The following is a 23,215-nucleotide window of genomic DNA, read 5'->3' on the forward strand; positions in this document are numbered from 1 at the left end:
CGCCAGGACCCCGCTGTACGCAGCGTCGCCCCCGCGCTCCCGGGCACCAGCGGCCCGGCCCCACGGCCGGCGACGCGCGCACGCAGTGGCCTCGCGCGGGCGCTCCTCCTCCGAGCTGGAGGAGACCGGGACCGGGGAGGCCGCCGAGCGCATCGGTCACGAGCGCATCGGTCAAGCGCATCGGTCAGGGGCCGACGACCACAGCCGTGACCGGTCCGGAGCGATCCTCCCGGAACACCGCCGGCTCCGGTTCCGAGCCGGGCGAGGGCCCCGTCCAGCCGGACGCCGACGAGGGGGTGGACCCCTCGGCCGGCATCGAGCCCACGACGACGGCTCCTCCGACCACGACGGCCCCGCAGCCGCTGGACTGCGGGGCCGTCGCCTCGCCCGGCGCAGGCCGAGCACCGGAGCGACCGCTCACGCCTGCGCCGTCGCGGCCTCCCGCGCGTCCTCCACCTCGAGGTCGAGGTCGCCGTCCCGGACCATGACGCGCACTCGCTGGCCGCTGCGCAGCCGGCCGTCGAGCATCAGCCGGGAGAGCCGGCTGTCCACCTCGCGCTGGATGGCCCGGCGCAGCGGGCGAGCGCCGAACTGCGGCTCGAACCCCCGCTCGGCGAGCCAGCTGACCGCCTCCGGGGTGAACTCGACCTCGATGCCCTGGGCCCTGAGCCGCCGGCGGGTCTCGTCGAGCAGCAGGTCGGTGATCCGCTCCAGCTGGGTGTCGTCGAGCTGCTGGAACACCACGATCTCGTCGATCCGGTTGAGGAACTCCGGCCGGAATGACTCCCGCAGCCGGCGCATGACCTGGCTGCGCAGGTCGTCCCCGGCGTTGCCGTTGCCGGTGAAGCCGAGCGGACCGCGGCCGGCGTTCACGATCGCCTCCGACCCGAGGTTGCTGGTCATGATCACCACGGTGTTCGTGAAGTCGACCGTGCGGCCCTGCGAGTCGGTGAGCCGGCCGTCGTCCAGCAGCTGCAGCAGCGTGTTGAAGACGTCGGGGTGCGCCTTCTCGATCTCGTCGAGCAGCACCACCGAGTACGGCCGGCGGCGGACCGCCTCGGTCAGCTGTCCGGCGTCCTCGTAGCCGACGTAGCCGGGCGGGGAGCCGACCAGCCGGCTGACCGTGTGCCGCTCCTGGAACTCGCTCATGTCCAGCCGGATCATCCGGTCCTCGTCGCCGAAGAGCGCCTCGGCCAGGGCGCGGGCCAGTTCCGTCTTCCCGACGCCGGTGGGCCCGAGGAAGAGGAAACTGCCGATCGGCCGGTCGGGGTCCCCCAGCCCCACCCGGCTGCGCCGGACCGCCTCGGCGACGACCTCGACCGCCTCGTCCTGCCCGACCACCCGCTCGTGCAGCCGCTGCTCCAGGCCGAGCAGCCGCGCCATCTCCTCCTCCGTGAGCTGGCTGACCGGGATGCCGGTGGCCCGGGACACCACCTCGGCGACGTCCTCGACCCCGACCTCGGGGACGCCCGGACCCTCACCGCCGCCGTCCCGGGCCCGCTCGAGCCGCTGCTGGGCCTCGGCGACCTGGTCGCGCAGGTCCGAGGCCCGCTCGTACTGCTCGCCCGCCACCGCCTGGTCCTTCTCCCGCTGCAGCCGCTCGACCTCCTGCTCCAGCCCGCGCAGGTCCGTCGGGGGCGTCTTCACCCGGCGGCGCACGCGGGCCCCCGCCTGGTCGATGAGGTCGATCGCCTTGTCGGGCAGGTGCCGGTCGGTGATGTAGCGGTCGGAGAGCTCCACGGCCGCGACGACGGCCTCGTCGGTGAAGCGCACCTGGTGGTGGGCCTCGTAGCGGTCGCGCAGGCCGCAGAGGATCTGCACGGTGTCCTCGACGCTCGGCTCGGCCACCAGGATCGGCTGGAACCGGCGCTCCAGGGCCGCGTCCTTCTCGATGTTGCGCCGGTACTCGTCCAGCGTCGTGGCGCCGATGACGTGCAGCTCCCCGCGAGCCAGGGCCGGCTTGAGCATGTTGCCGGCACCGGCGGAGCCCTCGCTCGCCCCCGCGCCCACGACGGTGTGCAGCTCGTCGATGAACGCGATGACCTCGTCGCGGTGCTCGCGGATCTCGTCGATGACCTTCTTCAGCCGCTCCTCGAAATCGCCGCGGTAGCGGGTGCCGGCCACCAGGCCGGTCAGGTCGATCTCCACCACCCGGCGGCCGCGCAGGGTCTCCGGGACGTCGCCGTCGACGATCTGGGCGGCGATCCCCTCGACGATCGCGGTCTTCCCGACGCCGGCCTCCCCGATGAGCACCGGGTTGTTCTTGCGGCGCCGGGACAGCACCTCGACGGTCTGCTCGATCTCCTGCTCCCGGCCGATCACCGGGTCGATCTCCCCGTTGCGGGCCATCGCGGTCAGGTCGCGCCCGTACTCGTCCAGCGTCGGGGTGCTCGACGGGGGCCGGCCGGCCCCGCCCTGCCCGCCGCCCGCGCCGCTGGCGGCCTGCTGCAGGGCCTCCGGCGTGACGCCCCGCTGGCGCAGGAGCCGCCCGCCCGGCGAGTCCGGGTTGACCGCCAGCGCGAACAGCAGGTGCTCGGCACCGATGTAGGTGGAGCCCAGCGCTCGGGAGACCTGGTGGGCGTCGAGGAGGGCGCGCTTGGCCGCGGGGGTCAGGGCCGGCGGCTCGGCGCGCGGCTCGCCGCGACGGGGCAGGCCGTCGAGCTCGGCGCGCAGCTGCGCCGGGTCGGCGCCCGCGCGGCCGATCAGCTGCCGCGTCGGCTCCTCCTCGGTCATCGCCCACAGCAGGTGGTCGGTGTCGAGGTCCGGGCTGCCCACCTCGGCGGCCCGGCGCGCCGCCGCGTTCACCAGCTCCCTGGCCTGCTCGCTCAGGAACTGGGTGATGTCGACGCGCTGGCGGGGCTGGCGGGCGCCGCCCGTGTACCGGGCGAAGAAGTCGTCGAAGGGGCTGCCGTACGGGCCTGGGAAGTATCCGCTGGTCATCGCTCGTCCGTCCCGGGAGTGGCGTGGTCCCCTCATGACCTACTCGCCCCGGGGCGGCATCTCCATCGGTCATCCTGCCGAAGGGCCCGTCCAGGGACGCGCACCGCCAGGCACCGGACGCTCCGGTGCTCCTGGCCCCTCCCCCGCCGCTGTCCCTCCCACGTGCCATCGGAGCCGTCGATGCCGGCCGGCGAGAGGGCGTGGTTCGTCGCCCTGCCCCGCGCCGACCGGGGCATCCCCCGGCAGGTCCGGTTGGAGGTCGACGAGTGGTTCGGCGTCCTGACCATGGTGCAGCGGGGCCTGGGCATCACCTACGGCCCGCAGGCGTGCCTCGACGAGGCCGTCTTCGGCGACGTCGCCGTCGCCACGTCGGCCGGCGCGCCCCTGTGGGGGCTCGGCATCGTCAGCCGGGACGAGGTGCTCCGCGGCGCGGCCGGCCGCGCCGTCCTCGCCGCCTACCGCTCGCAGTGCCGGGGGCCGGTCGGCGGGCACGACGGTGGACCCGTCGAGGTCCAGGTCGCTCGTGGGGCGCCGGACGTCGACGGGCCGGACCCCGTCCCGCCCACCCCGGACGCGCGGATCGGTCGCTCTGCCGATGCCGGACGCCGGAACGCGCCCGCACCCTGGCGTCCGTCGCAGGAGAGGTCCACCGCGTGCAGGCGACGACGCGCCGGCCCATCCGCACACCGGTCGCACAGCAGGAGGACCAGGAGACGATGACCGTCGACCCGTCAGGGGAGGCGCCGGCCGCGCCCGTGCACCGCCTCGCCGTCCTCGCCGAACTCGACCAGCTGCACGCGCGGGTCCGATCGGCGGAGGACAGGGCGGCCAGCCTGGAGCAGGCGCTGGCCACAAACCGGCAGATCGGCATCGCGATCGGCATCCTGATGTGCCAGCGCCAGCTCACGGCCGATCAGGCCTTCGCGATGCTCGCGACGCACAGCCAGAACAGCAACGTCAAGGTGCGAGTGCTGGCCGAGACGGTGATCTACACGGGGAGTCTGTGACACGTGCCCGTCAGGACGGCGGCCGCCGACGCTCCTGCGCTCGAGTCGCCGGAGGGCGCACGTGTGGGGCACGCCCCCGGCCGGGCCGGCGGCACCGACGCGAACCCGTGCCGCTGACCGTGCCGAACGCCTCGGGCTGTACGTCCACCCGTGAGTGAGGGAGGGTGAGCTGTGATGAGCGGGAGCGAACCGCGGCTCCAGCGTGTGTGGTCGGAGGTCGTGGGCGTCGTCGCGTCGTCCGCCACCGTGCAGGAACGGGCTGTGGAGCACCTGCAGCAGCTCGGGCGGATCCTGGCCTTCGACGCCGGCTGGCTCGCCGTACGCGACCCCGAGCGGCAGACCCACGTCCCGCTGGCGACCACCGGTCCGGCCGAGGCGCTCGTCGCCTACTTCGGCCGTCCGGAGGCCGACGAGGAGGTGGAGCGGCTCGGCCTGCACCGGCGCCGTCCGCCGATGCTGGCCAGCGACATCCCGAGTCCCCTGTCCGAGGTCCGCGCGTGGGCCGACCACCTGCTCCCGGCCGGCTTCCGCCAGGGTCTGGCGGCCGGGCTGTTCACGACGGACGGGCGGCACGTCGGCTTCCTCAGCCTGCTCTCCGCCGATCCCTCGCGACCGAGAGAGGCCGATCGCCGGGTCGTCGCGGCCGTCACCACGGTGATCGCCGACGACCTGGACCGGACCCGGGACATCGCCGAGAGCGCCCGCATCGTCGTGAACGCCGGCGCCGGCGTCGTGCTCACCCGCGGAGGCGACGTCCTGCCGCTGCCGGGTCTGCCCGACCACCGTCTGTTGACGCCGGATTCACCGATCCTCGGGGTCGCCGCTGACGAGCTGGCCGTCAGCGGCGCGTACACCTCGTTCCTCGCCCCGGCACCGGGGACCGGTGGCGAGCAGCTGATCCGGGTCACCGCGCTCGACTTCGCCCGCCCGGACCTCGACCACCTCTCCGCCGCGGTGCTCCTGGGTGCACCGGGCGACCTGCACGGCCTCACCGTCCTGGACCTCCGTGTCCTGGGCCTCGTGATCGAGGGCGTCACCGGCATCCTGGCCCTCGCGCAGTCGCTCCACGTGGCCGCGGAGGCGGTGGCGGACTCCCTGGGGCGGAGCCTGGTCGCCCTGGGGACCAGCGACCTCACGGCCGCCGCGGTGCGCGCCCTGCGCGGCGGGTTGCGCATCCCGCCCGGGGTGACGGGAGCGACCTGAGCGGGTCCGGCGCCGGCCCGGAATCGGTCGCTCTGCCGATGGTTGCCGGCCGAGCGACCGGCTGTCATCGCGGACAGTCCCGTTCCACCGGCGACGCCCCTGCGCCGCCCCGTCTCCAGGACGTCCCATGCGCATCGGCCTCATCGCCCCGCCCTGGATCCGCCACGTGGTCACCACGGCGCCGCCCACGTGCAGCTCTACGACCGGGCCGAGCAGGCCGTCCGGTCCGAGACGGACCGGCCGCACGTCCTGCGCCAGGCCATCACCTCCTGCCGCAGCGGGGGCATCGTCTCGGTCGTCGGCGTGTACGGCGGCTTCGTCGACGAGTTCCCGGCCGGCTCCTGGATGAACCGCTCCCTGACCCTGAAGACCGGTCAGTGCCACGTCCAGCGGTACGTGCGCCCGCTGCTCGAGCGCATCGAGCGCGGCGAGATCGACCCCACCCGGGTGACCACCCACCGGCTGCCGCCGGCCAGGCGCCGCACGGCTACGACGTCTCCAAGCACAAGCAGGACGGGTGCGAGGAAGGTGGTCCTCAGGCCCTGACCGTCACTGCCGCCGGCCGTCGCCGGCACGACGCGTCGCCTCGATGAGCGTCTGCGGGTCCCGGGACGACTCGACGAGGAAGTCGACGAGCCTGCGGACGGCAGGGGTGGCCGGTGCCCGCCAGACCACCTCCAGGTCCCACGTCAACGCCGGAACGAGAGGCCGCACCGTGATCCCCTCGATCCCCAGGTGATCGACGAGCCCGAGGATGCTCAGGGCGACGCCGGTGCCGGCTCCGACCGCGCGCAGCACCGCCTCCGGCGCGTTCAGCAGGTCGGGTTCGATGACGACGTGGTCGCGCGCGGCCCCGGCGGGGAACACGTGGTCCACGGACCGGTCCCACGTCCCGGCGAACGGCTCCCGAGGGAACATCACCAACACCTCGTCGGCGAGCGCGGCCACCGGCACCGTGACCGCGCCGCTCAACGCGTGCCCGAGCGGGAGCACGACGCCGAGGACGACCGAACCCAGCACCACGCCGGCGAGGTCCCGCTGCGGGTAGGACCGGCTCCAGACGATCGCCGCGTCCGCCCTGCCCTGGCGGACGGCCTCGACGGCGTCGTCCCCCCGGGCGGAGCTCACCGACACCTCGATCCCGTCGATCGCCAGCGCGGCGTGCCGCAGCGGGCCGGCGAGGACGAGGTCGGCCATGGTGGCCACCCGCAGGGTCAGTCGCTCGCGGGAGTCCGCTCCGGCGGCGCGCGCGTCAGCCAGCGCCCGGTCCACCTCCGCCAGGATGATCCGGGCCCGCTCGACCAGGACGACGCCGGCGAAGGTCAGCCGGGCCGCTTCCGGGGTCCGCTCGAACAACGGGACCCGGAGCTCCCGCTCCAGCGCGCGGATCTGCTGCGAGAGCGACGGAGCAGCCATGTGGAGCCGTTTCGCGGCCCGACTGAAGCGCCCCTCCTCAGCCACCGCCAGGAAGTAGCGCAGTTGGCGCAACTCCATGGTGGATCTTACTGCGGAAACCGTGCCGTCCACGGGCCGTGGTGGCGGTGGCGACGACTCCGACCACCGAGGTTTCCGGTCACGGGGTCACGGGTTGCTCCCCTGGTCGGGTCGGTATGTACAGCTGTAGCCCGGTCAGCCTCGTCCAGGGCCGCGGCCGTCCTCGACGGCTCCGTCCGACCGCGCAGGCCCTGGACTGGTGAAGCGACATGACCGAGGCCCCGGCTCTCCGCCTCGCGGAGATCGCCGCCACTCCGGGACTGCTCCCTGCACGCGCCCAGGCGCTGCTGCACGAACTGGGCTGCCACATCCCCTTCGACGCCTCGTGGGTGGCGCTGGCCGACCCGCTGGGCAACGGCTACTCCTCCCTGGCCAGCACCTCGCTGGACCGGAGCACCGTCCGGTACCTCAGCGGTCCGGCGACGGCGCACGACATCGAGGTGACCGGAGCCTGTCGCGCCCGCCCACCGCTGAGCCCGTCGGACTTCCCCCGTTCCGCCAAGGACCTGCCGACGTGGGCCGAGTGCCTCACCCCCGCCGGCTACCACGAGGCCCTCACCGTGGGACTGTTCGTACCGGGGCAGCGCCACGTCGGGTACCTGGCGCTGCTCTCCGCCGACACCCGGCCGCCGCCGGAGGCCGTCCGGCGCCGCCTGGCGCAGTTCGCCCCCATCCTCGCCCGCGGCATCGACCCGATGGACTCGCTGCTCACCGCCGCACGCATGGTCCAGGGTGCCGCGGCCGGCGTGGTGCTCTGCAGGGACGGTGGCACCGCCCCGTTCCCGGGTCTCGGCGACGACGCGCTGCTCGCGAGAGGCTCTCCCGCCCTGGACGCCGCCCGCGCCGCCGTCCGGAGCGGCCAGGTGTACGCGTCCTTCCTGTGGCCGCGCGGTGGCCGGCACGCCCCGGACGGCCATGTCCGCGTGACGGTCCTGACGGGCACGGACGACGTGTCCCACGTGCTGTCCGGGCTGGTGCTGCTCTCCCCGGGCGGCGACCTGCGCGGGCTCACGCCCCGGGAGCTGGAGGTCCTCGGGCTGCTGGTCGAGGGGGACTCCAACCAGGAGATCGCCCGGGCCCTCGTGGTGGCCCCGCGGACGGTCGCCGCGCACCTGGAGCACATCCTCGCCAAGCTGGGGGCTCCCTCGAGGACGCTCGCCGCCGTGCGCGCCGAGAGGGCGGGCCTCTACGTCCCGGCGGGAACGGGCGCGGGTGGCCGGCGCTGAACTCGGCCGAGGACTCACGGCCGGAGCACGGGACGGTCCCGGCCACGTGGGCGCCGGGGAGAAGGGACGACCGACGACCGGCGGGGTCCGGTCCCGGTCCGCCGGGCGACCGACGGGCATCGGCAGGTCTGCCGATCTCGGCCGGCGGCTCGGGTCCCGGCGGCGGCTCGGGGTACCCCCACGGCATGGACGGCGGAACCATCCCTCCGCAGGACGACGCACCCGCGGCTGCCGACGAGGTGGAGATCCGGCCCCCGGACGACCCGCGGGTGCCCCAGCCCGACGACGCCGATCCGACGGTGAGCAAGGAACTGGGCGGCGCCGCTCCGGCCGTCGGCCCTGGGCGCACCCGAGAGGAACCCGGGGCCCGGGGCACGGACGGCTCTCGGCCGGGTGCAGACGACTAGCGGCTGACCGGACATCCCGGTCTCCGCAACGGTCCCCGACACGGGAGACGCGGGTCGGGCGGTCACGTCCGGCGCGTCCGTCGTGAACAGCCTGCCGGCGTGCGGTCGCGGCGCGGAGCCGCCGCTGCGTGTCGCCTCCCCGCGCGGGCAGCCGTGGTGGGACCCCGGGACCGGAGGCCGGATCGGTCGATCGACCGATGTCCGCGAGTCGTGACCGGTCCTAACGTCGGAGCCGCGGTCGGACGACGGAATCCCCACGACCGGCGCCCGACGGGGCCGCCGCCGTCCTGACCACGGTGCGGGAGGCGGTCGCACCCGGAGAATTCGACGACGTCCTCTCCCGGCTGCCGCAGGAGTACCCGGGAGCTGGTCGGGCCGATGGCCTGGACCCGCCGCCCAGGCAGCGGCCGACGACCGGAGGACCAGGACGGCAGCAGGTCAGGAGTAGCCCGGTGATCCAGTACGCGACGTTGATCCAGGCCGCGGGAGCACAGGTCGGCGCAGCCGACACCGAGGAGGCCCGGCGGGCGGTGGAAGCGGTCGTCGCCGCCGTGGCCGCCTCGCTGGACGAGCCCGACCGCGACCGGCTGGCCGCGGTCCTGCCCGGCTCCCTCCGGGGTGCCGCCGAGGTCCGGGGCGCGGGTCTGCACCCCGACAGCAGCACCGCCCTGGTCTCCGCGGTGAGCGCGGGGTCCGGCTGCCCGGCCGAGCGGGCCCGCTTCTACACCCAGGCGGTCCTGTCGACGCTGGCCGCCTCCGAACCAGAGGTGGCCGGCGTCCTCGCGGAGCGGCTGCCGGACGGTGAGGAGCTGTTCGCACCGATCGACCAGGGCGTTCCGCCCCGCGGTTCCGGGGTGCCGATCGGGCTGACCCCGCGGCTGCTCGAGCAGGACGAGATCGACCGCGCGCTCACCGCCCTGGAGGGCTGGGAGGGCGACGAACACCGCCTGCGACGCACCGTCGTGCTCCCGCCCGAGCGGCAGCGACCCCTGCGCGACGCCGTCGCCCGCGCCGAGCAGGACATGACCCACCACGCGCGCGTCGAGCAACTGCAGGACACGGTCACCTTCGAGGTCTGGACGCACTCGCTCGACCGCGTGACCGACATGGACCTCGAACTCGCCCGGCGGATCGACGCGGCCATCGCCGCGGTCGGGTCCCACGGCTGAGCCGCCCTCGGGCGCCGGACACCCACGACCACCAGTCGGAAGGCAACCACCGTGACCGATCCGCTCACCCCTGAGGACGTCCTGCACTACCTGCAGGACGTCGACTACCCGGCCGGCAAGGAGGCGCTGGTCGCCGCCGCCGAGCGGGCGGGCGCACCCGAGGCGGTGGTCCGCAGCCTCCGGGCCATCCCGCCGGTCGAGTACCGCAGCCGTGCGGAGGTCGCGCGGTCGGTGCGCGTCGACCCCGGCGCCGGCCGATCGGCGAGCCGGGCGGCCGAGCAGGCCCGCACCCGTGCCCCCGCGGGGGTCGCCGAGCACATGCGCGAGCCCCGGTAGGACCGGTCGCCGGCCACGTCACCGCGCCGGCCGGCCCTCCGAACGTCACCGTCCGGCCAGCCGTCCCACGAGCCCGAGGAACTCGTGGAGCCCACTGCGTGATCACCGACGTCGAACGACCTGGATGAACGACCTGGATGGAGGAGTCGTGAGCGAATCAGAGCTGGAGGAGACCGGGACCGGAGATGCCGCCAAGCGCATCGGTCAGGCGCCGACGACCACCGACGTGACCGATCCGGAGCGGTCCTCCCGGAACACCGCCGCCGGCTCCGGTTCCGAGCCGGGTGAGGGCCCTGTCCAGCCGGACGCCGACGAGGGGGTGGACCCCTCGGCCAGCATCGAGCCCCACAACGAGGGACTCGTCTGAGCACGGCGGCCCCGCAGCAGTCACTGGCTGCGGGGCCGCCGTCCTGCCCAGCATCGACCGAGCACCGGCACACCGCCCTCCTGCAGGGGCTCGTCGACACCACGCGACGGGAAGACCTGCTCCCCACTCCTGCGTCGAGTGGGCGTGGCGCCCCCCGGACCGGCCCCGTGATCACGACGAGGAACCCGCCGGCTGCGGCTCGTGAGGCAGGCCCTCGTGATCGGCTCGTCGGCCGGTCCTACAGGACGTCGAGCGGACCTCGCCGGACGGCGGGGGGAAGAGCCGGTCGAGCCGGTCCGGCTCCGCCTGGCTGAAGCCGATCTCCAGCGCCGCGCGGTTCTCGACGACGTGCGCGCGGGTCGAGGCCTTGGCGACGGCGAACACGTCGGGCAGCCGCAGCACCCACGCGATGGCCGGCTGGGCCGGGGTGACCCCCTTCTCCGCGGCCAGGTCTCGGACGGCCCGGTGCTCGAGGAGCCTGCTGTGGTCGACGGGCGAGTACGCCATCAGGGGCATGCGCCTGCCGCGGCACCAGGGGATCGGGTCGTACTCGGGGCCGCGCCGGGCGAGGTCGTAGAGCACCTGGTCGGTCTCGACCCGGTCGTCGCCGGGAAGCCCGACCAGCTGGTCGGGGCCGGGGACGTCGACGTTGCTCACGCCCCAGGCACGGATCAGCCCGCGGGAGACCAGCGACTCGAACGCGGCGACGGTCTCCTCGACCGGGACCCGCCGCGCCAGGGCAGCAGGTACAGGTCCAGGCGGTCGGTGCCCAGTCGGCGCAGGCTCCGCTGGCAGGCGTCCACCGTGCCCTGGCGCGTGGCGTGGTGCGGCAGCACCTCGCTGACCAGGAAGACGTCGTCCCGCCGGCCCGCGATCGCCCGGCCGACGAGTTCCTCGGCGGCGCCGTCGCCGTACATCTCGGCGGTGTCGACCAGCGTCAGGCCGATGTCGATGCCCGTGCGGAGGGCGTCCAGCTCGATGTCGTTCCTGCCTGGGTCCTCACCGAGGTACCAGGTGCCCATGCCGAGGGCCGGGGCGGCGGTGCCGTCGGGCAGGGTCACGGCGCGGATCGTGGACGCGGTCATGGGGGCTCCTCCGCGGGCAGTCCTGCCGATCTCGCCCGGCAGGCGGCGACGCAGCGGCCGGCGCGGTCGCAGGCGCCGCACATCCGGCCAGCCCCCCTCCAGGTCCCGCAGGACGCTCACCGCGCCGTCCGGGGTGAGCAGGCGGAAACCGCTCCCGGCCGCACCGCCACGTCGCGCACGCCGTCGGGCGCGTCGACCCGGGCCCCACCGGACCTGCCCGGGGGTGTCCACCCGGAGCAGTTCACGGGCGCCGTCGTCCCACACCGGTCCCGCCCCGCCCCGCGTCGCGCGGGGCGGGACCGGGCGGGCGCGGCCTCGAGGACCGCGGGGTGGGCCAACGGTTCGGCACCCGTCCGACGGCGTGCCGTTCCCCGGGTCGCGCTGGTCCGTCCGTGGCCCGGGGCGAGCCGTCGCCGGCTCAGTGCACCGGCCGCTGCCCGTCGGACCCGACGCGCGCCAGCGACCTCGACACGCTCCGGGCACCGGCGTAGACCGCCCCCGCCGCGGCGATCCACGGGCCACCGACGATCACCGGGTCGAGTACCTGGTGCTTGAGGTCCGTGCGGTGCTGCCCGACGCGCGACCGCAGGCCGTGGTGGGTGAACTCGGCCTTCACCCCGGTCTCGGTGATCGGGTTGTCCGGGTGCAGCGTCAGCAGCGACTTCAGGTGGTGCTCCCACGCATCCACCCGGTCGGCGAGGATGAGCAGCAGCCAGTGCGCCGTGCGGCCCTCGCTGTAGTGGTAGGCGTAGCGACGGATGACACCCGCGACGCCCGACGGCGGCTGGGCGGTCCCGAAGACCGGGGTGAGCATCCCGTGCTCGACCGAGCGCTCGCGCGGGTACTTCTCCGGCTGCCGCTCCGGGAACTCCCAGTGCGCGCCGGTGAAGTCCTCCTGGAACTGGAGCTTCGGCACCGACGGCCGGTCCTTGGGATCGAGGTCCACGCCCCAGCCGGGGATGCGCTTCCTCAGCTCGTCGGGCGACTCGGCGATCGGGGGCTTGTGCGGTGTGTACGTCATCGGGTTCTCCTGTCGCTCACGCCGCGGTCGGGACGACGAGGGGCTTGATGATTCCGTCGAGCTTGGCCGAGAAGATGTGGTAGCCCTCGGCGATGTCCTCGAGGGGCACCCGGTGGGTGACCAGCTCGCTGGGCTTGAGGTAGCCGTTGCGCACGTGCTCGAACAGCCGCGGCCACTGCCGCTTGACCGGGGCCTGGTTGGTGTGGATCGTCAGGCCCTTGTTCATCGCGTCGCCGAACTTGACGGCGCTGAACAGTGGGCCGTAGGCGCCCATCACCGAGATCGTCGCGCCCTTGCGGACGGAGTCGATCGCCCAGTTCAGCGCCACCGGGGAGCCGCCCTGCAGCTTGAGCTTCGACGAGGTGACGTGCTGGAGGAAGTTGCCGTCCGCCTCGGCGCCCACGGCGTCGATGGCGACGTCGGCCCCGAGCCAGTCGGTGGTCTTCTTCATCTCCAGGACGATGTCGCCGTACTCGGTGAAGTTGTAGGTCTCGGCGTGGGCGAAGGTGCGGGCCTTCTCCAGCCGGTGGTCCAGGTGGTCGATGACGATGACCCGGCCGGCGCCCATCAGCCAGGCCGACTTCGCCGCCACGAGTCCGACCGGTCCGGCGCCGAACACGATGACGACGTCGCCCTCGACGATGTCGCCGAGCTGCGCCCCGAAGTAGCCGGTCGCCGTGGCGTCGGTGAGCAGGACCGCGTCCTCGTCGGCCATCCAGTCCGGGATCTTGGACGGGCCGACATCGGCGAACGGCACCCGGACGAACTCGGACTGGCCGCCGTCGTACCCGCCGGTCGTGTGGGAGTAGCCGTAGATGCCGCCGACGGCCGTGGCGTTCGGGTTGACGTTGTGGCAGTTGGAGTACAGACCTCGCGCGCAGTACCAGCAGGTGCCGCAGAAGATGTTGAACGGCACCATCACCCGGTCGCCGACGGAGAGGTTCCGCACTGACGACCCGACCTCGTCGACGACGCCGATGAACTCGTGGCCGAAGGTGTGGCCGATCCGGGTGTCCGGCATCATGCCGTGGTAGAGGTGCAGGTCGGAGCCGCAGATCGCGGCGAGCTGCACCCGGACGATCGCGTCGTTGGGATGCTCGATCTTCGGCCGGGGCTTCTCCTCCACCCTGACCTTGTAGGGACCTCGGTACACCATTGCTCGCATCCGGTCGCCTCCTGGCGCGCGGGCCCCGGGGCTCCTGAGAGCACTGCGCGGCGCCCAGTGGCCGGCTCTGCTCACCGGCCCCCTGACTCTGCGTCGGCTGTCCCACCGCGGCCACCGCACATCCGGACTCGCCGCGGGGTTCCGCCGAAAGATCGGCAGATCTACCAATGCCCGCCGTCCCCCGGTCCCGCTCCGATGGGCTCAGACGTTCGCACCGCTGAGAGCTGACCGGACCCGACCGCCTGGCCCGTGGTGCCGCGGGGCGGTCCCCGCGGTCGAGGGCCCTGCACCCCCGCACCGACACGCCCCGGGCGCCCGCGAGGTCGGTCTGCCGCTGCCGCGCCGTCCGCTGCGCCCAGCCGGTCCTCGCCGACGCCGGGCGGGTCGTGCAGATCGAGGGCGACCCCGACTCCCCGGTGCCCCGAGGGCGGCTGTGTCCCAAGGGGTCGGCCCGCCTCCAGCCGGTCACCGGACTGCGGCGCGAGCGGAAGGTCCGCCACCGGGCGCCGTACGCCACCGAGTGGACCGACCTGCCGCTGCACACCGCGATGGACACGGTGGCCGACCGCGTGCTCGACACCCGGCGCCGCGGCTGGCAGGACACCGACGACCAGGGCGACGCGCTACGCCGCACGACGGGCCCGCAACAGCGCGCACGCCGACCAGTACGTCCGGAACCGCGGGTACCGACACCGCCTTACTGGGCGGCGTCGTCAACCACGTGCTGAGCAACGAGTTGGACTTCCGGGAGTACGTCACGGCGTACACGAATGCCGCGTTCCTCGTGGACGAGGGCTCGCCGACACCGAGGACCTCGACGGCCTGTTCAGCGGCTACGCCCCCGCCACCGGCAGCTACGACACCACGACCTGGGACTACGAGGGCGCCGGCCAGCGCCAGACCGCCCCCGTGGAGACCGGCACGGGCGGGCCGCCGATCGAGGGAGCAGCGGGCGGGATCGCCCAGGACCCGAGGCTCGAGCACCCCCGCTGCGGCTTCCAGGTCCTCGAGCGGCACTTCTCCCGGTACAGCCCGGAGATGGTCGAGCGGGTGTGCGGCGTTCCCGGCCCGCACGACCCGGAGCGGGGCCGGACCTGGCCGGCCAACCGCCGGCTGCTGTACGACCGCGCCTCGGCCGAGCTCGACGGACGGCCGTGGAGCGAGCGCGAGAAGCTGGTCTGGTGGGACCCCGACCAGGGGCGGTGGACAGGCCACGACGTCCCTGACTTCGCCGTCACGACCCTGCCCGGCTACGAACCGCGGAGCCACCGGCCCGGTCGCCCCGCCGGATCACCGCACGACACCCCGCTCGAGGGGCACGCCCCGTCTTCCCCGCGGCCCCCCAGGTCGGCGCCCTGCCGGACCAGCTCCGCCTGCACGGCGGCGATCTCCACCTCCCGGGGCGCCCGGCCCGCGGCGGCCGCGAGCGCCGCGCAGACCCCGGCGGCCTGGCCGGTGGCCATGGCGGTGGGCGTGACCCGGTAGGAGGAGTGGGCCTCGTGGGTGCCGGAGATGCAGCGCCCGGCCGTCAGGAGGTCGTCGACGTCCCGTGGCAGCAGGCAGCGCAGGGGGACGTCGTACGCGTCCCCGGGAGGCACCGACCGCAGCACGGTTCCCCTGCCGTTGGGGTTGTGGATGTCGACCGGGTAGGTGCCGCGCGCGATCACGTCGTCGAACTTCCGTGCGCTCAGGATGTCCTCGCCCGTGAGCACGTAGTCGCCCAGGATCCGCCGCGTCTCCCGGACGCCGACCTGCACGCCGCTCTGGGCGACGTAGGAGCCGGCGAAGCCGGGCACGTAGTCCCGGAGGAAGGCCGCGATCTGGGACATCTGCCGGTGGCTGACCGCCTCGGCGCGGGTGAGGTCGAAGACGTCGGTGCCGAAGACCTGTGTGACCCGTGTCGAGTTGACGGCGACCTCACCCGGGTGCGCCGAGTTGAAGAAGAGGACGTCCTCGCGGGGCAGGTCCAGGTCGCCCGCTGCGGTCGCTTCCTCCACCAGGTCCCAGAGCCCGTGGACGCTGCGCCACTGGTCGGGGTGGTCGGCGACGTAGCGCTCGAAGGGTCCCGGGTCGAAGCCCACGACACGGAACATCAGCGTCATCGGCTGCACCAGTCCGTCGCTCTCACGGCCGATCTCGAACGGCGCTCCCGCAGCCGCGGCGACGTCGCCGTCCCCCGTGCAGTCGACCGTCACGCGGGCGCTCACGACGACCGGCCCGGACTTGGTCTCGAACACCACCTCGCCGGCCCGGCCCGGTGTCCGGACCCCGCTGGCGAAGGCGTGCAGCAGGTACCGGACACCCGCGCCGTCGAGCAGGTCCAGGGCCACCTGCTTGAAGACCTCGGGGTCGAAGGGGACGGTGTACCCGGTGTCCGGCGACGGCAGCACCGCGCCGTCGGCCTGCACCAGCCGGTCGATGACCTCGATGTGCTTGCCCGCGACGACGGGCTCTCCCTCGCCGTGGTCGGTGGGGAACAGGCTCACGTCGCCCAGCCGCGGCGGCTGCGGACGGCGGGTGTGGAAGGACATCCACGGCATCACGAGCGCCGCCGTCGCGTTGCCGCCGAGGAACCCGTACCGCTCGACGAGGACGACGTCGGCGCCGGCGTCGGCAGCCGCCAGCGCAGCACCGATGCCGGCCGGCCCCCCTCCGACGACGAGGACGTCGGCCTCAGCCGCCTGCAACGCTGAGCGCGGGGGCAACGTCAACCGCTCCCCTGCGACCGGCCGGGTCAACGGCGGCACGCGGGACTCCCTCCTGCTCGATGGACCGGCCCGTGATCGCGGGCGTCGACGGCCCCGCCAGGACGTCGAGGACGTGCTGCAGCGGGGCGGCCGACCGGCGCTTGAGCCTCTCGATCCGGGCCCGTACCCGTCCGGCGTCCGCCTCGCGCTCGTCCCAGAGCCGGTCGACGGCCGCCAGCAGCGGCCCCACGGCGTCCCGGTCGAGGCTGCCCGGCGTCTCGATGCCCAGTGTCCGCGCGAAGTCGGCGACCTTGCCCGCGTAGGGCAACGGCAGGAAGGGCACCCCGGAGAGAGCGGCGAAGACCAGGAAGTGCAGCCGCATGCCGACCGCGAGGTCCATGTGCTGCATCAGGCCGAGGATCTCGCGGGGCCCGTACGTGCCGTGGAGGACCCGCGCGCGGTCGGGAGCCGTCATGCGGGCCAGCACCGCATGACTCTCGCGGACGTCGCCGCGCTCCATGGGGACGAACACCACCTGGCCGCCGTAGCGGTGCACCGCGAAGTCGGCGACCGCGGCCAGGGTGGCGTGGTAGGCGTCCACGGCGAGATCCGGTGCCGCTCGCCCCGGTTCCCGGACGGACACGGCGATCAGCCGCCCGGAGGTGTCCACCCCGTCGCGGGCCAGTTGGTCGGCCGGGAAGGGAGCGGGGCTCAGCAGCAGCGCCGGGTCGGCCACCACCTCGATGGGCCGCTCGATGCCGACCTCCTCCAGGACCCGCCTGCTCTCCTCGTCGCGCACGGTCACCTGGTTCATCACCGAGACGACCTCGCGTACGGCGCCGCGGTCCTCGGCCGTCGTGAGTGGCCCGACGCCGAGGGCGTATCCGACCGTCGGCACGCCGTTCCGGTGGGCCGTCCGTACGTGCCGGAGGTACTCCGTGGCCTCGCTGTCGTACAGCAGCCCGCCGCCACCGAGGACGAGGACGTCGAGCCCGGCGATCTCCTCGTTGACGGCGTCACACCGGCCCCGGCGGGCGTCGATGACCCGATCGACCAGATGAGCGTCCCGGGTGTGCGCGGCGTCGCGGGAGAACACCACCACCTCGGCGAAGGGCACGGCCTCTCGCCAGGTGGCGAGGATCGAGGTCAGGATCGCCTCGTCGCCGATGTTGAGCCCGCCGTAGGAACCGAGCAGTCCGATGGTCGCCATCCAGGTTCTCCTGTCGATGTGTCGCCGGTGAGTCGGGGAAGGAGGAACGTCGAGCAGGAGTCGCGATGCAGGACAGGCGGCCGAGGGACGGGAGGATCGAGGGCGGGGCCTCGTGGTCCGTGGTCGTCGAGCCGGCCGGGTGCCGGCTGCCTCAGCGGAACGGTGTGGTCTCCAGAATCCCCTCGGCAGCCCCGCGCACACTCGGCAGATCGACCGATTCCGGCGGTCGGCACTCCCTGGTACCTGCGTTCCCGACCATCAGCGGTCCCTCGGTCAGGGGGAAGGGCTCAGTGCGACCAGCGCCTCCGGCAGGTCGTCCACGACCACCGCGTCGGTACCCGCGGAGACCAGCAACCGGGCCAGCGCGATCTGCGGGCACCAGACCAGCAGTTGCCGGCCGCAGCGGTGGAGCAGGGACAGCAGCCTCGTCAGGACGCCCGGGTCGACCTGTTCGGCGGCCGTCCCCTCCCCGAGCGAGCCGACGTGGAGCGCGAGCACCTCGACGTCCATGTGGACGCAGGCCGCCACGGCCATCTCCACGGGGAAGCCGTGCCAGGTCAGCAGTCCGAGGGGCACCCGCGGCGCCGTCGCACGCAGGAGCCCCAGGGCTGCCGGGTCGAACGAGGAGACCATCAGCGGCCGCCGCGTCGCCTCCGCCGCCACGACCGGCGCGAGGATGCCCGCGGTGGTGCGCCCGGGTGACCGCAGACAGTCGTCCATCGAGGACTTGAGGTCCAGGTTGAGCCCCACCTGGCGGGGGAGCTCGTCCAGCAGGGTGCTGAGACGCAGCGTGCCGCGACGGTCGGCCTCCGCCCCCGTGACGTCGTCGAGCCGGGTGCCGTCCGGGTACTCGGCGTCGTGCGCCACCACCAGGACGTCGTCGCCCAGACGCCGGACGTCGGCCTCCACCCATCTCGCCCCGCTGCGCACGGCGGCGGCGAAGGAGCCGAGGGTGTTCTGCTGATGCCCGTCGACGACGCCGCAGCCGAGCCCGCGGTGCCCGATGACGGCAGGCCCCTCCCCGAACACGTCCGGGGGCACGGGTCGTGCCCGGCCGGCCGTGGTCACGGGTCCACTGCGAGGTGGACGCAGGTGCACCGTCTCGTCCGGAGGAGTCACCGGCCGCAGCCCGCGAGGCTCCGACGGCGGGCGCGGCCGCCCCGTGACGCGAGATGGGGCACGCGGTCATCTCCCCCCGTGGCGTGGACGCGACCGCCGGCGTACCTGGCACGGCGTGCAGGCGCGGATGTGCTACGAGAACGCCCGTTCCCGTCGGGCAGCCGCTCCCCCCAGGATGGTCGGGCCGGTGCCCGGGCGCCGTCGGCACAACTGCCCATCTTCGGCCCTGGGCGGCCGACACTCCCCCGTGCCCGGAGGCAGCTGCGCAGCGCCCGCTCGTGGACACATCCGTATTCCTGCCGATCGACGCGGCGGCCCCGGCCCGGCTGTCATGGACGCCTGGGCGCGCCGGCGCTGCAGGGACGGTGCGCGGTGCGGTGGACGGGAGGGCCGGCCTCGATGACTCCCTCACGGTTCCGGCACGCGCAGTACTGCCGTGATCACGTGCCGACGCCGCGCGCTGATGTCGGCGAACAGCCGGGGTGCCTCGTCGAAGGGGACGACGTCGGTCACCAGTTCCTTCCCGATCCTCGCGCCGTGGACGTCGAGCAGCGCGAGCGTCTCCGCCGAGAGGCGCCGGCGGTCCCAGCGGTGCGCCAGCCCGCGCGGGACACGGCCGATCTGGGCGCAGCGGAGCGACAGTCCGTTGTGGTGGAACTCGTCGCCGAGTGCGACGTGCTCGGCGCCCCCGGTGTAGAAGGCCAGGTCGATCACCGTGCCCTGGGGCCGGAGACAGCGCAGCGCGGTGGCCAGCGTCGCGCTCGTACCACGGCACTGGAACGCCACGTCGGCTCCGTGGTCGGCCGGTCCGTGCCGCCACCGGACCTTGAGTTCGCGCGCCAGGTCCGGCGTGTCGTCGGCGGCGTCGAGGCCGAGCGCGCGCGCGGCCGCGCGACGCTCCGGGGTCGGATCCGCGACGACGACCTCCGCGGCCCCGTGCACCTGTGCCAGCAACCCGACCAGCAGGCCGATCGGCCCGCCGCCCGTCACCAGGACGAGCCGGCCGTCCACCCCGTCCCGGAGCTCGCTGCCACCGACGTCCGCGGCCGCGTGCAGCAGACCGTTGACGCAGATGGGCCCGAGGTGGGCCGCGTACACGCCCAGCAGCGGGTCGAGTCCCGGCGGCAGCGGCACGACGTGGTGGGTCAGCGGATCGCCGTGCACGGCCGTCGCGTGCCCGTAGGCCATGGCGACCAGGGCGCCCTCGGCCACCGCGGTGGTCCGGCTGTCGGTCACCCGGGCGACCTCCATGTAGCCCAGCCGCTGCACCGGGAAGCGCGTCGTGGGCCGGTCGCGGTCGAACACGCCCAGCTCGGCGTCCCAGCCGGCGCGGAAGTACGGGCTGGTCCCGCGGTACCAGGTGAGCTCGGTGCCGGCCGACAGGCCGGTGAACAGCGTCCGTCCCAGGAACCGGCCGTCCGGGAGCGGTGGCAGGACGGTCTCGACGATCTCCAGCTCTCCCGCCCGTGGCACCACGAGGGCGCGGACGGGGACGGGGGTCCTCACCGGTCGCCGACGCGGACGGTGCCCCCGGTGCGGGCGGCCTCGGAGACCGCCCAGGCCAGCCGGTGGGTCCGCAGCGCCTCGGCCACGTCGACGATCGCCGGTGACGCGCTCCCGCCGGAGAGCAGGTCCACGAAGGCCCGGTCCACGGCCCTCCTGGCGTCGACCTCCGGCTCGGCGCGCACCTCGGCGTCCCGGGTGCGCACGTGCAGTGCGGTCTCGGTCAGCTCCAGTGCGACGCCGTCGCCGATCACCTCCAGGCCCGCGGCCGTCAGCGCCGGCAGGACACAGGAGACGCTGACCGTCCCGACGGCGCCGGACTCCAGGCGCAGCACGGCCGCTCCGGCGTCGGGGACGTCCCGTCCACCGGCCGAGGACGGCGCGGACGCGCCGGCCACCTCGACGACCTCCCCCGCCAGCAGCCGGACGAGGTCGAGCAGGTGGGTCGCCTGCTCGACCACCTGGCCGCCGGACCGGTCCCGCCGGCTCCACCAGGCGGGCGGGGGCGTGGTGCTCCACCAGCGCGCGTCGACGAGGCGGACGGTGGTACCGGCGAGCGCCGAGCGAGCCCGCTCGACGGTGTCCAGGTGCCGCCAGTGGTATCCCGTCGCCGTCGGCAGCGCGGCGGCAGAGACCGCGGCGGCCACGTGCTCGGCCACGCGGAGGTCGGCCGCCAGGGGCTTCTCGACGAAGAGCGGCAACCCGGCGCGCACGACGGACAGTTCCAGGTCCCCGTGCGCGAACGGCGGCACGCACAACCAGACGGCGTCCAGCCCGAGGGCGAGCAGGCCGGTGAGGTCGGGGACGTGCCGGGCGTCCACCTCCTCGGCCAGCACCTCGGCGGAGGCCGCCACGGGGTCGCAGACGGCGACGAGGTCGACGTCGTCGAAACCGGCCAGTGTGCGCGCGTGCCGGGCACCGACGGCGCCCGCTCCCACGAGCCCCACCCGGACGGTCACGTCGGTGCGGTGCCGTCGTCGAGGGTCACCGCGCCGATCCTGCCCCTCGGACCGCCCCCGCGGGGGAACGCCGTCCCGCCCGGACGGTCGGGAACCGCCATGCCCCCCCCGCCGCCGAGACGCGGTGGCGTGCTGGTCGTCGCTGGACGGGAAGGACACCGCATGCGCGTGGACGTCTCCCGGTGGCTCAGCCGCCGGACCTACACCGCCACGGACTACCACGCGGCCGCGCTGACGGCCGCCAAGCGGGCCCAGGGCCGAACGGTCAGTGTCGTGCTCCCCGCGCTGAACGAGGAACGCACGGTCGGCGCGATCGTCGCCGGGATCCGCCGCGAGCTCGTGGAGCGGCACGCACTGGTGGACGAGCTGGTCGTGGCCGACAGCGGCTCGACGGACCGGACGGCGGCCACTGCGGCGAGTGCGGGCGCCCGGGTGGTGCGGGTCGACGACGTGCTGCCCGAGCGCGGCCGCGTCGCCGGCAAGGGCGAGGCGCTGTGGAAGTCGCTGCACGTCACCGACGGCGACCTGGTGGTCTTCATCGACTCGGACCTGATCTGCTTCGATCCGCAGTTCGTGGTGGGGTTGCTGGGCCCCCTCCTCACCGATCCCACCGTCGGCTACGTCAAGGGGCTCTACGACCGGCCGCTGTCCACCACCGAGGGACTGGTGCCGAGCGGCGGCGGACGGGTGACCGAGCTGACCGCCCGGCCCCTGCTGAGCGCGCTGTGGCCGCAGCTGTCCGGGTTCGTCCAGCCGCTGTCGGGTGAGTACGCGGGCCGGCGCGACCTGTTGGAGCAGGTCCCCTTCGTCTCGCACTACGGCGTGGAGTTCGGTCTGCTCATCGACCTCGCGGAGCTGGCCGGGGTGGACGCCCTCGCGCAGGTCGACCTCGGCACGCGGCGGCACTCGCACCAGCCCGACGCCGCGCTGGGACGCATGGCCGGCCAGATCGTCCAGACCGCGCTGGCCCGCTGCCCCGGCATCGCGGTGCCGAGCGACCAGCTGGTCCAGTACATCCGGACCGGTGGGGGCATCGAGGCGGTGACCTGGGACGTCGGCGTGGTCGAGCGGCCACCGATGCGGACGGTGCCGGCCTACGCCGCCCGCCGCGCAGCCGGTGTGCCGGGCCGGTCGGCGTGAAGATCCTCATGGACGCCGGCCCGTGGCTGGCGGTGCCACCCCGGGGCTACGGCGGCCTCGAGACCGTCGTCGCCACGTTGACCACGGAGCTCCGCCGTCGCGGCCACCGCGTCGTCCTGGCGACCGTGGGTGACAGCGAGCAGGACGCCGACGGCCGGGTGTGGGCCTTCCCCCGCGGGCAGTTCGCCCGTCTCGCGGCGCCGTACCCGGAGGTGGTCGGGGCCGCGCACGCGCACGCGCGGGTCGTGGTGGAGGAGATCGGCCGGCACGCCGCCGCGGGAGAGCCGTTCGACCTGGTGCACACGCACCTGGAGGTGGTCGGCCCCGCGGTGCTGGGAGCCCTCGGCGATGCGGTCCCGCCCGTGCTGCACACGCTGCACTGGGACCTGCGACGCAATGCCGACTTCTACGAGGCCTTCGACGGACGGGGGCGGGTCCTCTTCGCCGGTGTCTCGGACTCCCAGGTCGAGCGGGGCCCGGCCACGCTGCGCCGGCAGACCCTCGGCTCCGTGCCGCTCTCCGTCCCCATCCCCGACACCACGCCGGCGGCGCCGGAGGAGCGGACCGACTCGGTGCTGGTGTTGTCCCGGCTGTGCGAGGCCAAGGGCATCGACATCGCGCTGCGGGCCTGCCGGGCGGCCGGGGTGCCGCTGGTGCTGGCCGGACCGGTCGGTGGTCAGCCCGACCGGACCGCCCTGGAGACCGCGCTCGCCGACCCCACGAGCCCGGTCCGCGGCTACCCCGACGTCCGCTGGTTCCTCGACCGGATCGCGCCCCATCTCGACGGGGACCGGGTCCGCTGGATCGGCAGCGTGGCCGGGAACGAGAAGGCCGACCTGCTCAGGCGGTCCCGGGCGGTCCTCTTCCCCATCCGCTGGGAGGAGCCCGGCGGCACCGCGGTCTGCGAGGCGCTGGCCGCCGGCACACCGGTCGTGGCCATGGCCCGCGGGTGCCTCCCCTCGCTCGTCGAGCCCAAGGTCACCGGCTACCTGGCCGAGGACGAGGCGGACTTCACCGCGGCGCTGGGCCGGCTGGCCGAGCTGGACCCCGAGGCCTGCCGGGAGACCGCGCTGAGCCGCTTCAGCCCCGGGGTCATGGCCCGGGGCTATGAACGGCTCTACGCCGAACTCCTCGCCCGGACCACCCCGGCGGCGCCCTGCGGCACGACCGGATGAGC

Annotated in this window: 18 protein-coding genes and 2 pseudogenes; 10 read left to right on the forward strand and 10 right to left on the reverse strand. The window is 74.4% G+C overall.

The genetic code is table 11. The features are described 5' to 3' along the window. Positions 1-417: 417 nt before the first annotated feature. Positions 418-2,940, reverse strand: coding sequence for an ATP-dependent Clp protease ATP-binding subunit (locus ACI79B_RS00280; RefSeq protein WP_456926092.1), 2,523 nt, complete (start codon positions 2,938-2,940; stop codon positions 418-420). 653 nt (positions 2,941-3,593) lie between these two features. Between ACI79B_RS00280 and ACI79B_RS00285 the strand changes: the two genes are divergently transcribed. From ACI79B_RS00285 to ACI79B_RS00295, 3 genes are all read left to right on the forward strand, one after another. Continuing rightward, positions 3,594-3,947, forward strand: coding sequence for an ANTAR domain-containing protein (locus ACI79B_RS00285; RefSeq protein ID WP_456926093.1), 354 nt, complete (start codon positions 3,594-3,596; stop codon positions 3,945-3,947). 261 nt (positions 3,948-4,208) lie between these two features. After that, positions 4,209-5,150, forward strand: a complete 942-nt coding sequence (locus tag ACI79B_RS00290) for a hypothetical protein (RefSeq protein ID WP_456926094.1) — start codon at positions 4,209-4,211, stop codon at positions 5,148-5,150. A 189-nt stretch (positions 5,151-5,339) separates the two neighbouring features. After that, complete coding sequence (locus ACI79B_RS00295) at positions 5,340-5,696, forward strand: hypothetical protein (protein WP_456926095.1); 357 nt, start codon at positions 5,340-5,342, stop codon at positions 5,694-5,696. A 3-nt stretch (positions 5,697-5,699) separates the two neighbouring features. Here the strand turns inward: ACI79B_RS00295 and ACI79B_RS00300 are convergent, their stop codons facing one another. Next, positions 5,700-6,644: a LysR family transcriptional regulator gene (locus ACI79B_RS00300; protein WP_456926096.1), complete on the reverse strand. Its 945-nt coding sequence runs from the start codon at positions 6,642-6,644 to the stop codon at positions 5,700-5,702. Between the two features lie 209 nt (positions 6,645-6,853). Between ACI79B_RS00300 and ACI79B_RS00305 the strand changes: the two genes are divergently transcribed. From ACI79B_RS00305 to ACI79B_RS00320, 4 genes are all read left to right on the forward strand, one after another. After that, positions 6,854-7,870, forward strand: coding sequence for a response regulator transcription factor (locus ACI79B_RS00305; RefSeq protein ID WP_456926097.1), 1,017 nt, complete (start codon positions 6,854-6,856; stop codon positions 7,868-7,870). Between the two features lie 859 nt (positions 7,871-8,729). Then, positions 8,730-9,446 (forward strand): 4a-hydroxytetrahydrobiopterin dehydratase, encoded by a 717-nt coding sequence (locus tag ACI79B_RS00310; RefSeq protein ID WP_456926098.1) that lies wholly within the window; start codon positions 8,730-8,732, stop codon positions 9,444-9,446. Positions 9,447-9,497: 51 nt separating this feature from the next. Continuing rightward, positions 9,498-9,782 carry a DUF2795 domain-containing protein gene (locus tag ACI79B_RS00315; protein ID WP_456926099.1) on the forward strand — a complete coding sequence of 95 codons (285 nt, stop codon included), beginning with the start codon at positions 9,498-9,500 and terminating at the stop codon, positions 9,780-9,782. A 124-nt stretch (positions 9,783-9,906) separates the two neighbouring features. Then, positions 9,907-10,149: a hypothetical protein gene (locus ACI79B_RS00320; protein ID WP_456926101.1), complete on the forward strand. Its 243-nt coding sequence runs from the start codon at positions 9,907-9,909 to the stop codon at positions 10,147-10,149. A gap of 171 nt (positions 10,150-10,320) precedes the next feature. Here the strand turns inward: ACI79B_RS00320 and ACI79B_RS00325 are convergent. From ACI79B_RS00325 to ACI79B_RS00335, 3 genes and pseudogenes are all read right to left on the reverse strand, one after another. Continuing rightward, positions 10,321-11,234 (reverse strand): annotated as a pseudogene (locus ACI79B_RS00325) (aldo/keto reductase). A gap of 418 nt (positions 11,235-11,652) precedes the next feature. Beyond that, positions 11,653-12,255 (reverse strand): hypothetical protein, encoded by a 603-nt coding sequence (locus tag ACI79B_RS00330; protein ID WP_456926102.1) that lies wholly within the window; start codon positions 12,253-12,255, stop codon positions 11,653-11,655. 16 nt (positions 12,256-12,271) lie between these two features. After that, a complete protein-coding gene (locus ACI79B_RS00335; RefSeq protein WP_456926103.1) occupies positions 12,272-13,420 on the reverse strand; it encodes a zinc-dependent alcohol dehydrogenase in 1,149 nt (382 codons plus the stop codon). Between the two features lie 224 nt (positions 13,421-13,644). Between ACI79B_RS00335 and ACI79B_RS00340 the strand changes: the two are divergent. After that, positions 13,645-14,527 (forward strand): annotated as a pseudogene (locus ACI79B_RS00340) (formate dehydrogenase); the annotation flags it as partial. Between the two features lie 143 nt (positions 14,528-14,670). Here ACI79B_RS00340 and ACI79B_RS00345 read toward each other — a convergent pair. The 5 genes from ACI79B_RS00345 to ACI79B_RS00365 all read right to left on the reverse strand — a co-directional run bounded on the left by ACI79B_RS00345 (position 14,671) and on the right by ACI79B_RS00365 (position 20,898). Beyond that, the gene (locus ACI79B_RS00345; RefSeq protein WP_456926482.1) at positions 14,671-16,107 is read right to left on the reverse strand and encodes an FAD-dependent oxidoreductase; all 1,437 of its coding nucleotides are present in this window, start codon (positions 16,105-16,107) and stop codon (positions 14,671-14,673) included. Further along, a complete protein-coding gene (locus ACI79B_RS00350; RefSeq protein ID WP_456926105.1) occupies positions 16,094-17,317 on the reverse strand; it encodes a polysaccharide pyruvyl transferase family protein in 1,224 nt (407 codons plus the stop codon). Before ACI79B_RS00350 ends, ACI79B_RS00345 begins: the two co-directional genes overlap by 14 nt. A gap of 273 nt (positions 17,318-17,590) precedes the next feature. Continuing rightward, positions 17,591-18,358, reverse strand: a complete 768-nt coding sequence (locus ACI79B_RS00355) for a glycerophosphodiester phosphodiesterase (RefSeq protein WP_456926106.1) — start codon at positions 18,356-18,358, stop codon at positions 17,591-17,593. 486 nt (positions 18,359-18,844) lie between these two features. Further along, positions 18,845-19,942 carry a zinc-dependent alcohol dehydrogenase gene (locus tag ACI79B_RS00360; RefSeq protein WP_456926107.1) on the reverse strand — a complete coding sequence of 366 codons (1,098 nt, stop codon included), beginning with the start codon at positions 19,940-19,942 and terminating at the stop codon, positions 18,845-18,847. After that, positions 19,939-20,898 carry a Gfo/Idh/MocA family protein gene (locus ACI79B_RS00365; protein ID WP_456926108.1) on the reverse strand — a complete coding sequence of 320 codons (960 nt, stop codon included), beginning with the start codon at positions 20,896-20,898 and terminating at the stop codon, positions 19,939-19,941. The genes ACI79B_RS00360 and ACI79B_RS00365 overlap by 4 nt, the downstream gene beginning before the upstream one ends. A gap of 162 nt (positions 20,899-21,060) precedes the next feature. Here ACI79B_RS00365 and ACI79B_RS00370 point away from each other — a divergent pair, with 162 nt between their 5' ends. Both ACI79B_RS00370 and ACI79B_RS00375 read left to right on the forward strand, forming a co-directional pair. Next, positions 21,061-22,038 carry a glucosyl-3-phosphoglycerate synthase gene (locus tag ACI79B_RS00370; protein WP_456926109.1) on the forward strand — a complete coding sequence of 326 codons (978 nt, stop codon included), beginning with the start codon at positions 21,061-21,063 and terminating at the stop codon, positions 22,036-22,038. Further along, complete coding sequence (locus ACI79B_RS00375) at positions 22,035-23,213, forward strand: glycosyltransferase (protein ID WP_456926110.1); 1,179 nt, start codon at positions 22,035-22,037, stop codon at positions 23,211-23,213. The genes ACI79B_RS00370 and ACI79B_RS00375 overlap by 4 nt, the downstream gene beginning before the upstream one ends. Positions 23,214-23,215 lie beyond the last annotated feature (2 nt).

The sequence above is a fragment of the Geodermatophilus sp. SYSU D00879 genome (assembly GCF_054050375.1).

What these genes read in the sequence shown, in the direction of transcription:
- ACI79B_RS00280 (WP_456926092.1), bottom strand. Translation starts at nt 2,940, where the DNA reads ATGACCAGCGGATACTTCCCAGGCCCGTACGGCAGCCCCTTCGACGAC.
- ACI79B_RS00300 (WP_456926096.1), bottom strand. Translation starts at nt 6,644, where the DNA reads ATGGAGTTGCGCCAACTGCGCTACTTCCTGGCGGTGGCTGAGGAGGGG.
- ACI79B_RS00305 (WP_456926097.1), top strand. Translation starts at nt 6,854, where the DNA reads ATGACCGAGGCCCCGGCTCTCCGCCTCGCGGAGATCGCCGCCACTCCG.
- ACI79B_RS00320 (WP_456926101.1), top strand. Translation starts at nt 9,907, where the DNA reads ATGAACGACCTGGATGGAGGAGTCGTGAGCGAATCAGAGCTGGAGGAG.
- ACI79B_RS00330 (WP_456926102.1), bottom strand. Translation starts at nt 12,255, where the DNA reads ATGACGTACACACCGCACAAGCCCCCGATCGCCGAGTCGCCCGACGAG.
- ACI79B_RS00335 (WP_456926103.1), bottom strand. Translation starts at nt 13,420, where the DNA reads ATGCGAGCAATGGTGTACCGAGGTCCCTACAAGGTCAGGGTGGAGGAG.
- ACI79B_RS00350 (WP_456926105.1), bottom strand. Translation starts at nt 17,317, where the DNA reads ATGGCGACCATCGGACTGCTCGGTTCCTACGGCGGGCTCAACATCGGC.
- ACI79B_RS00370 (WP_456926109.1), top strand. Translation starts at nt 21,061, where the DNA reads ATGCGCGTGGACGTCTCCCGGTGGCTCAGCCGCCGGACCTACACCGCC.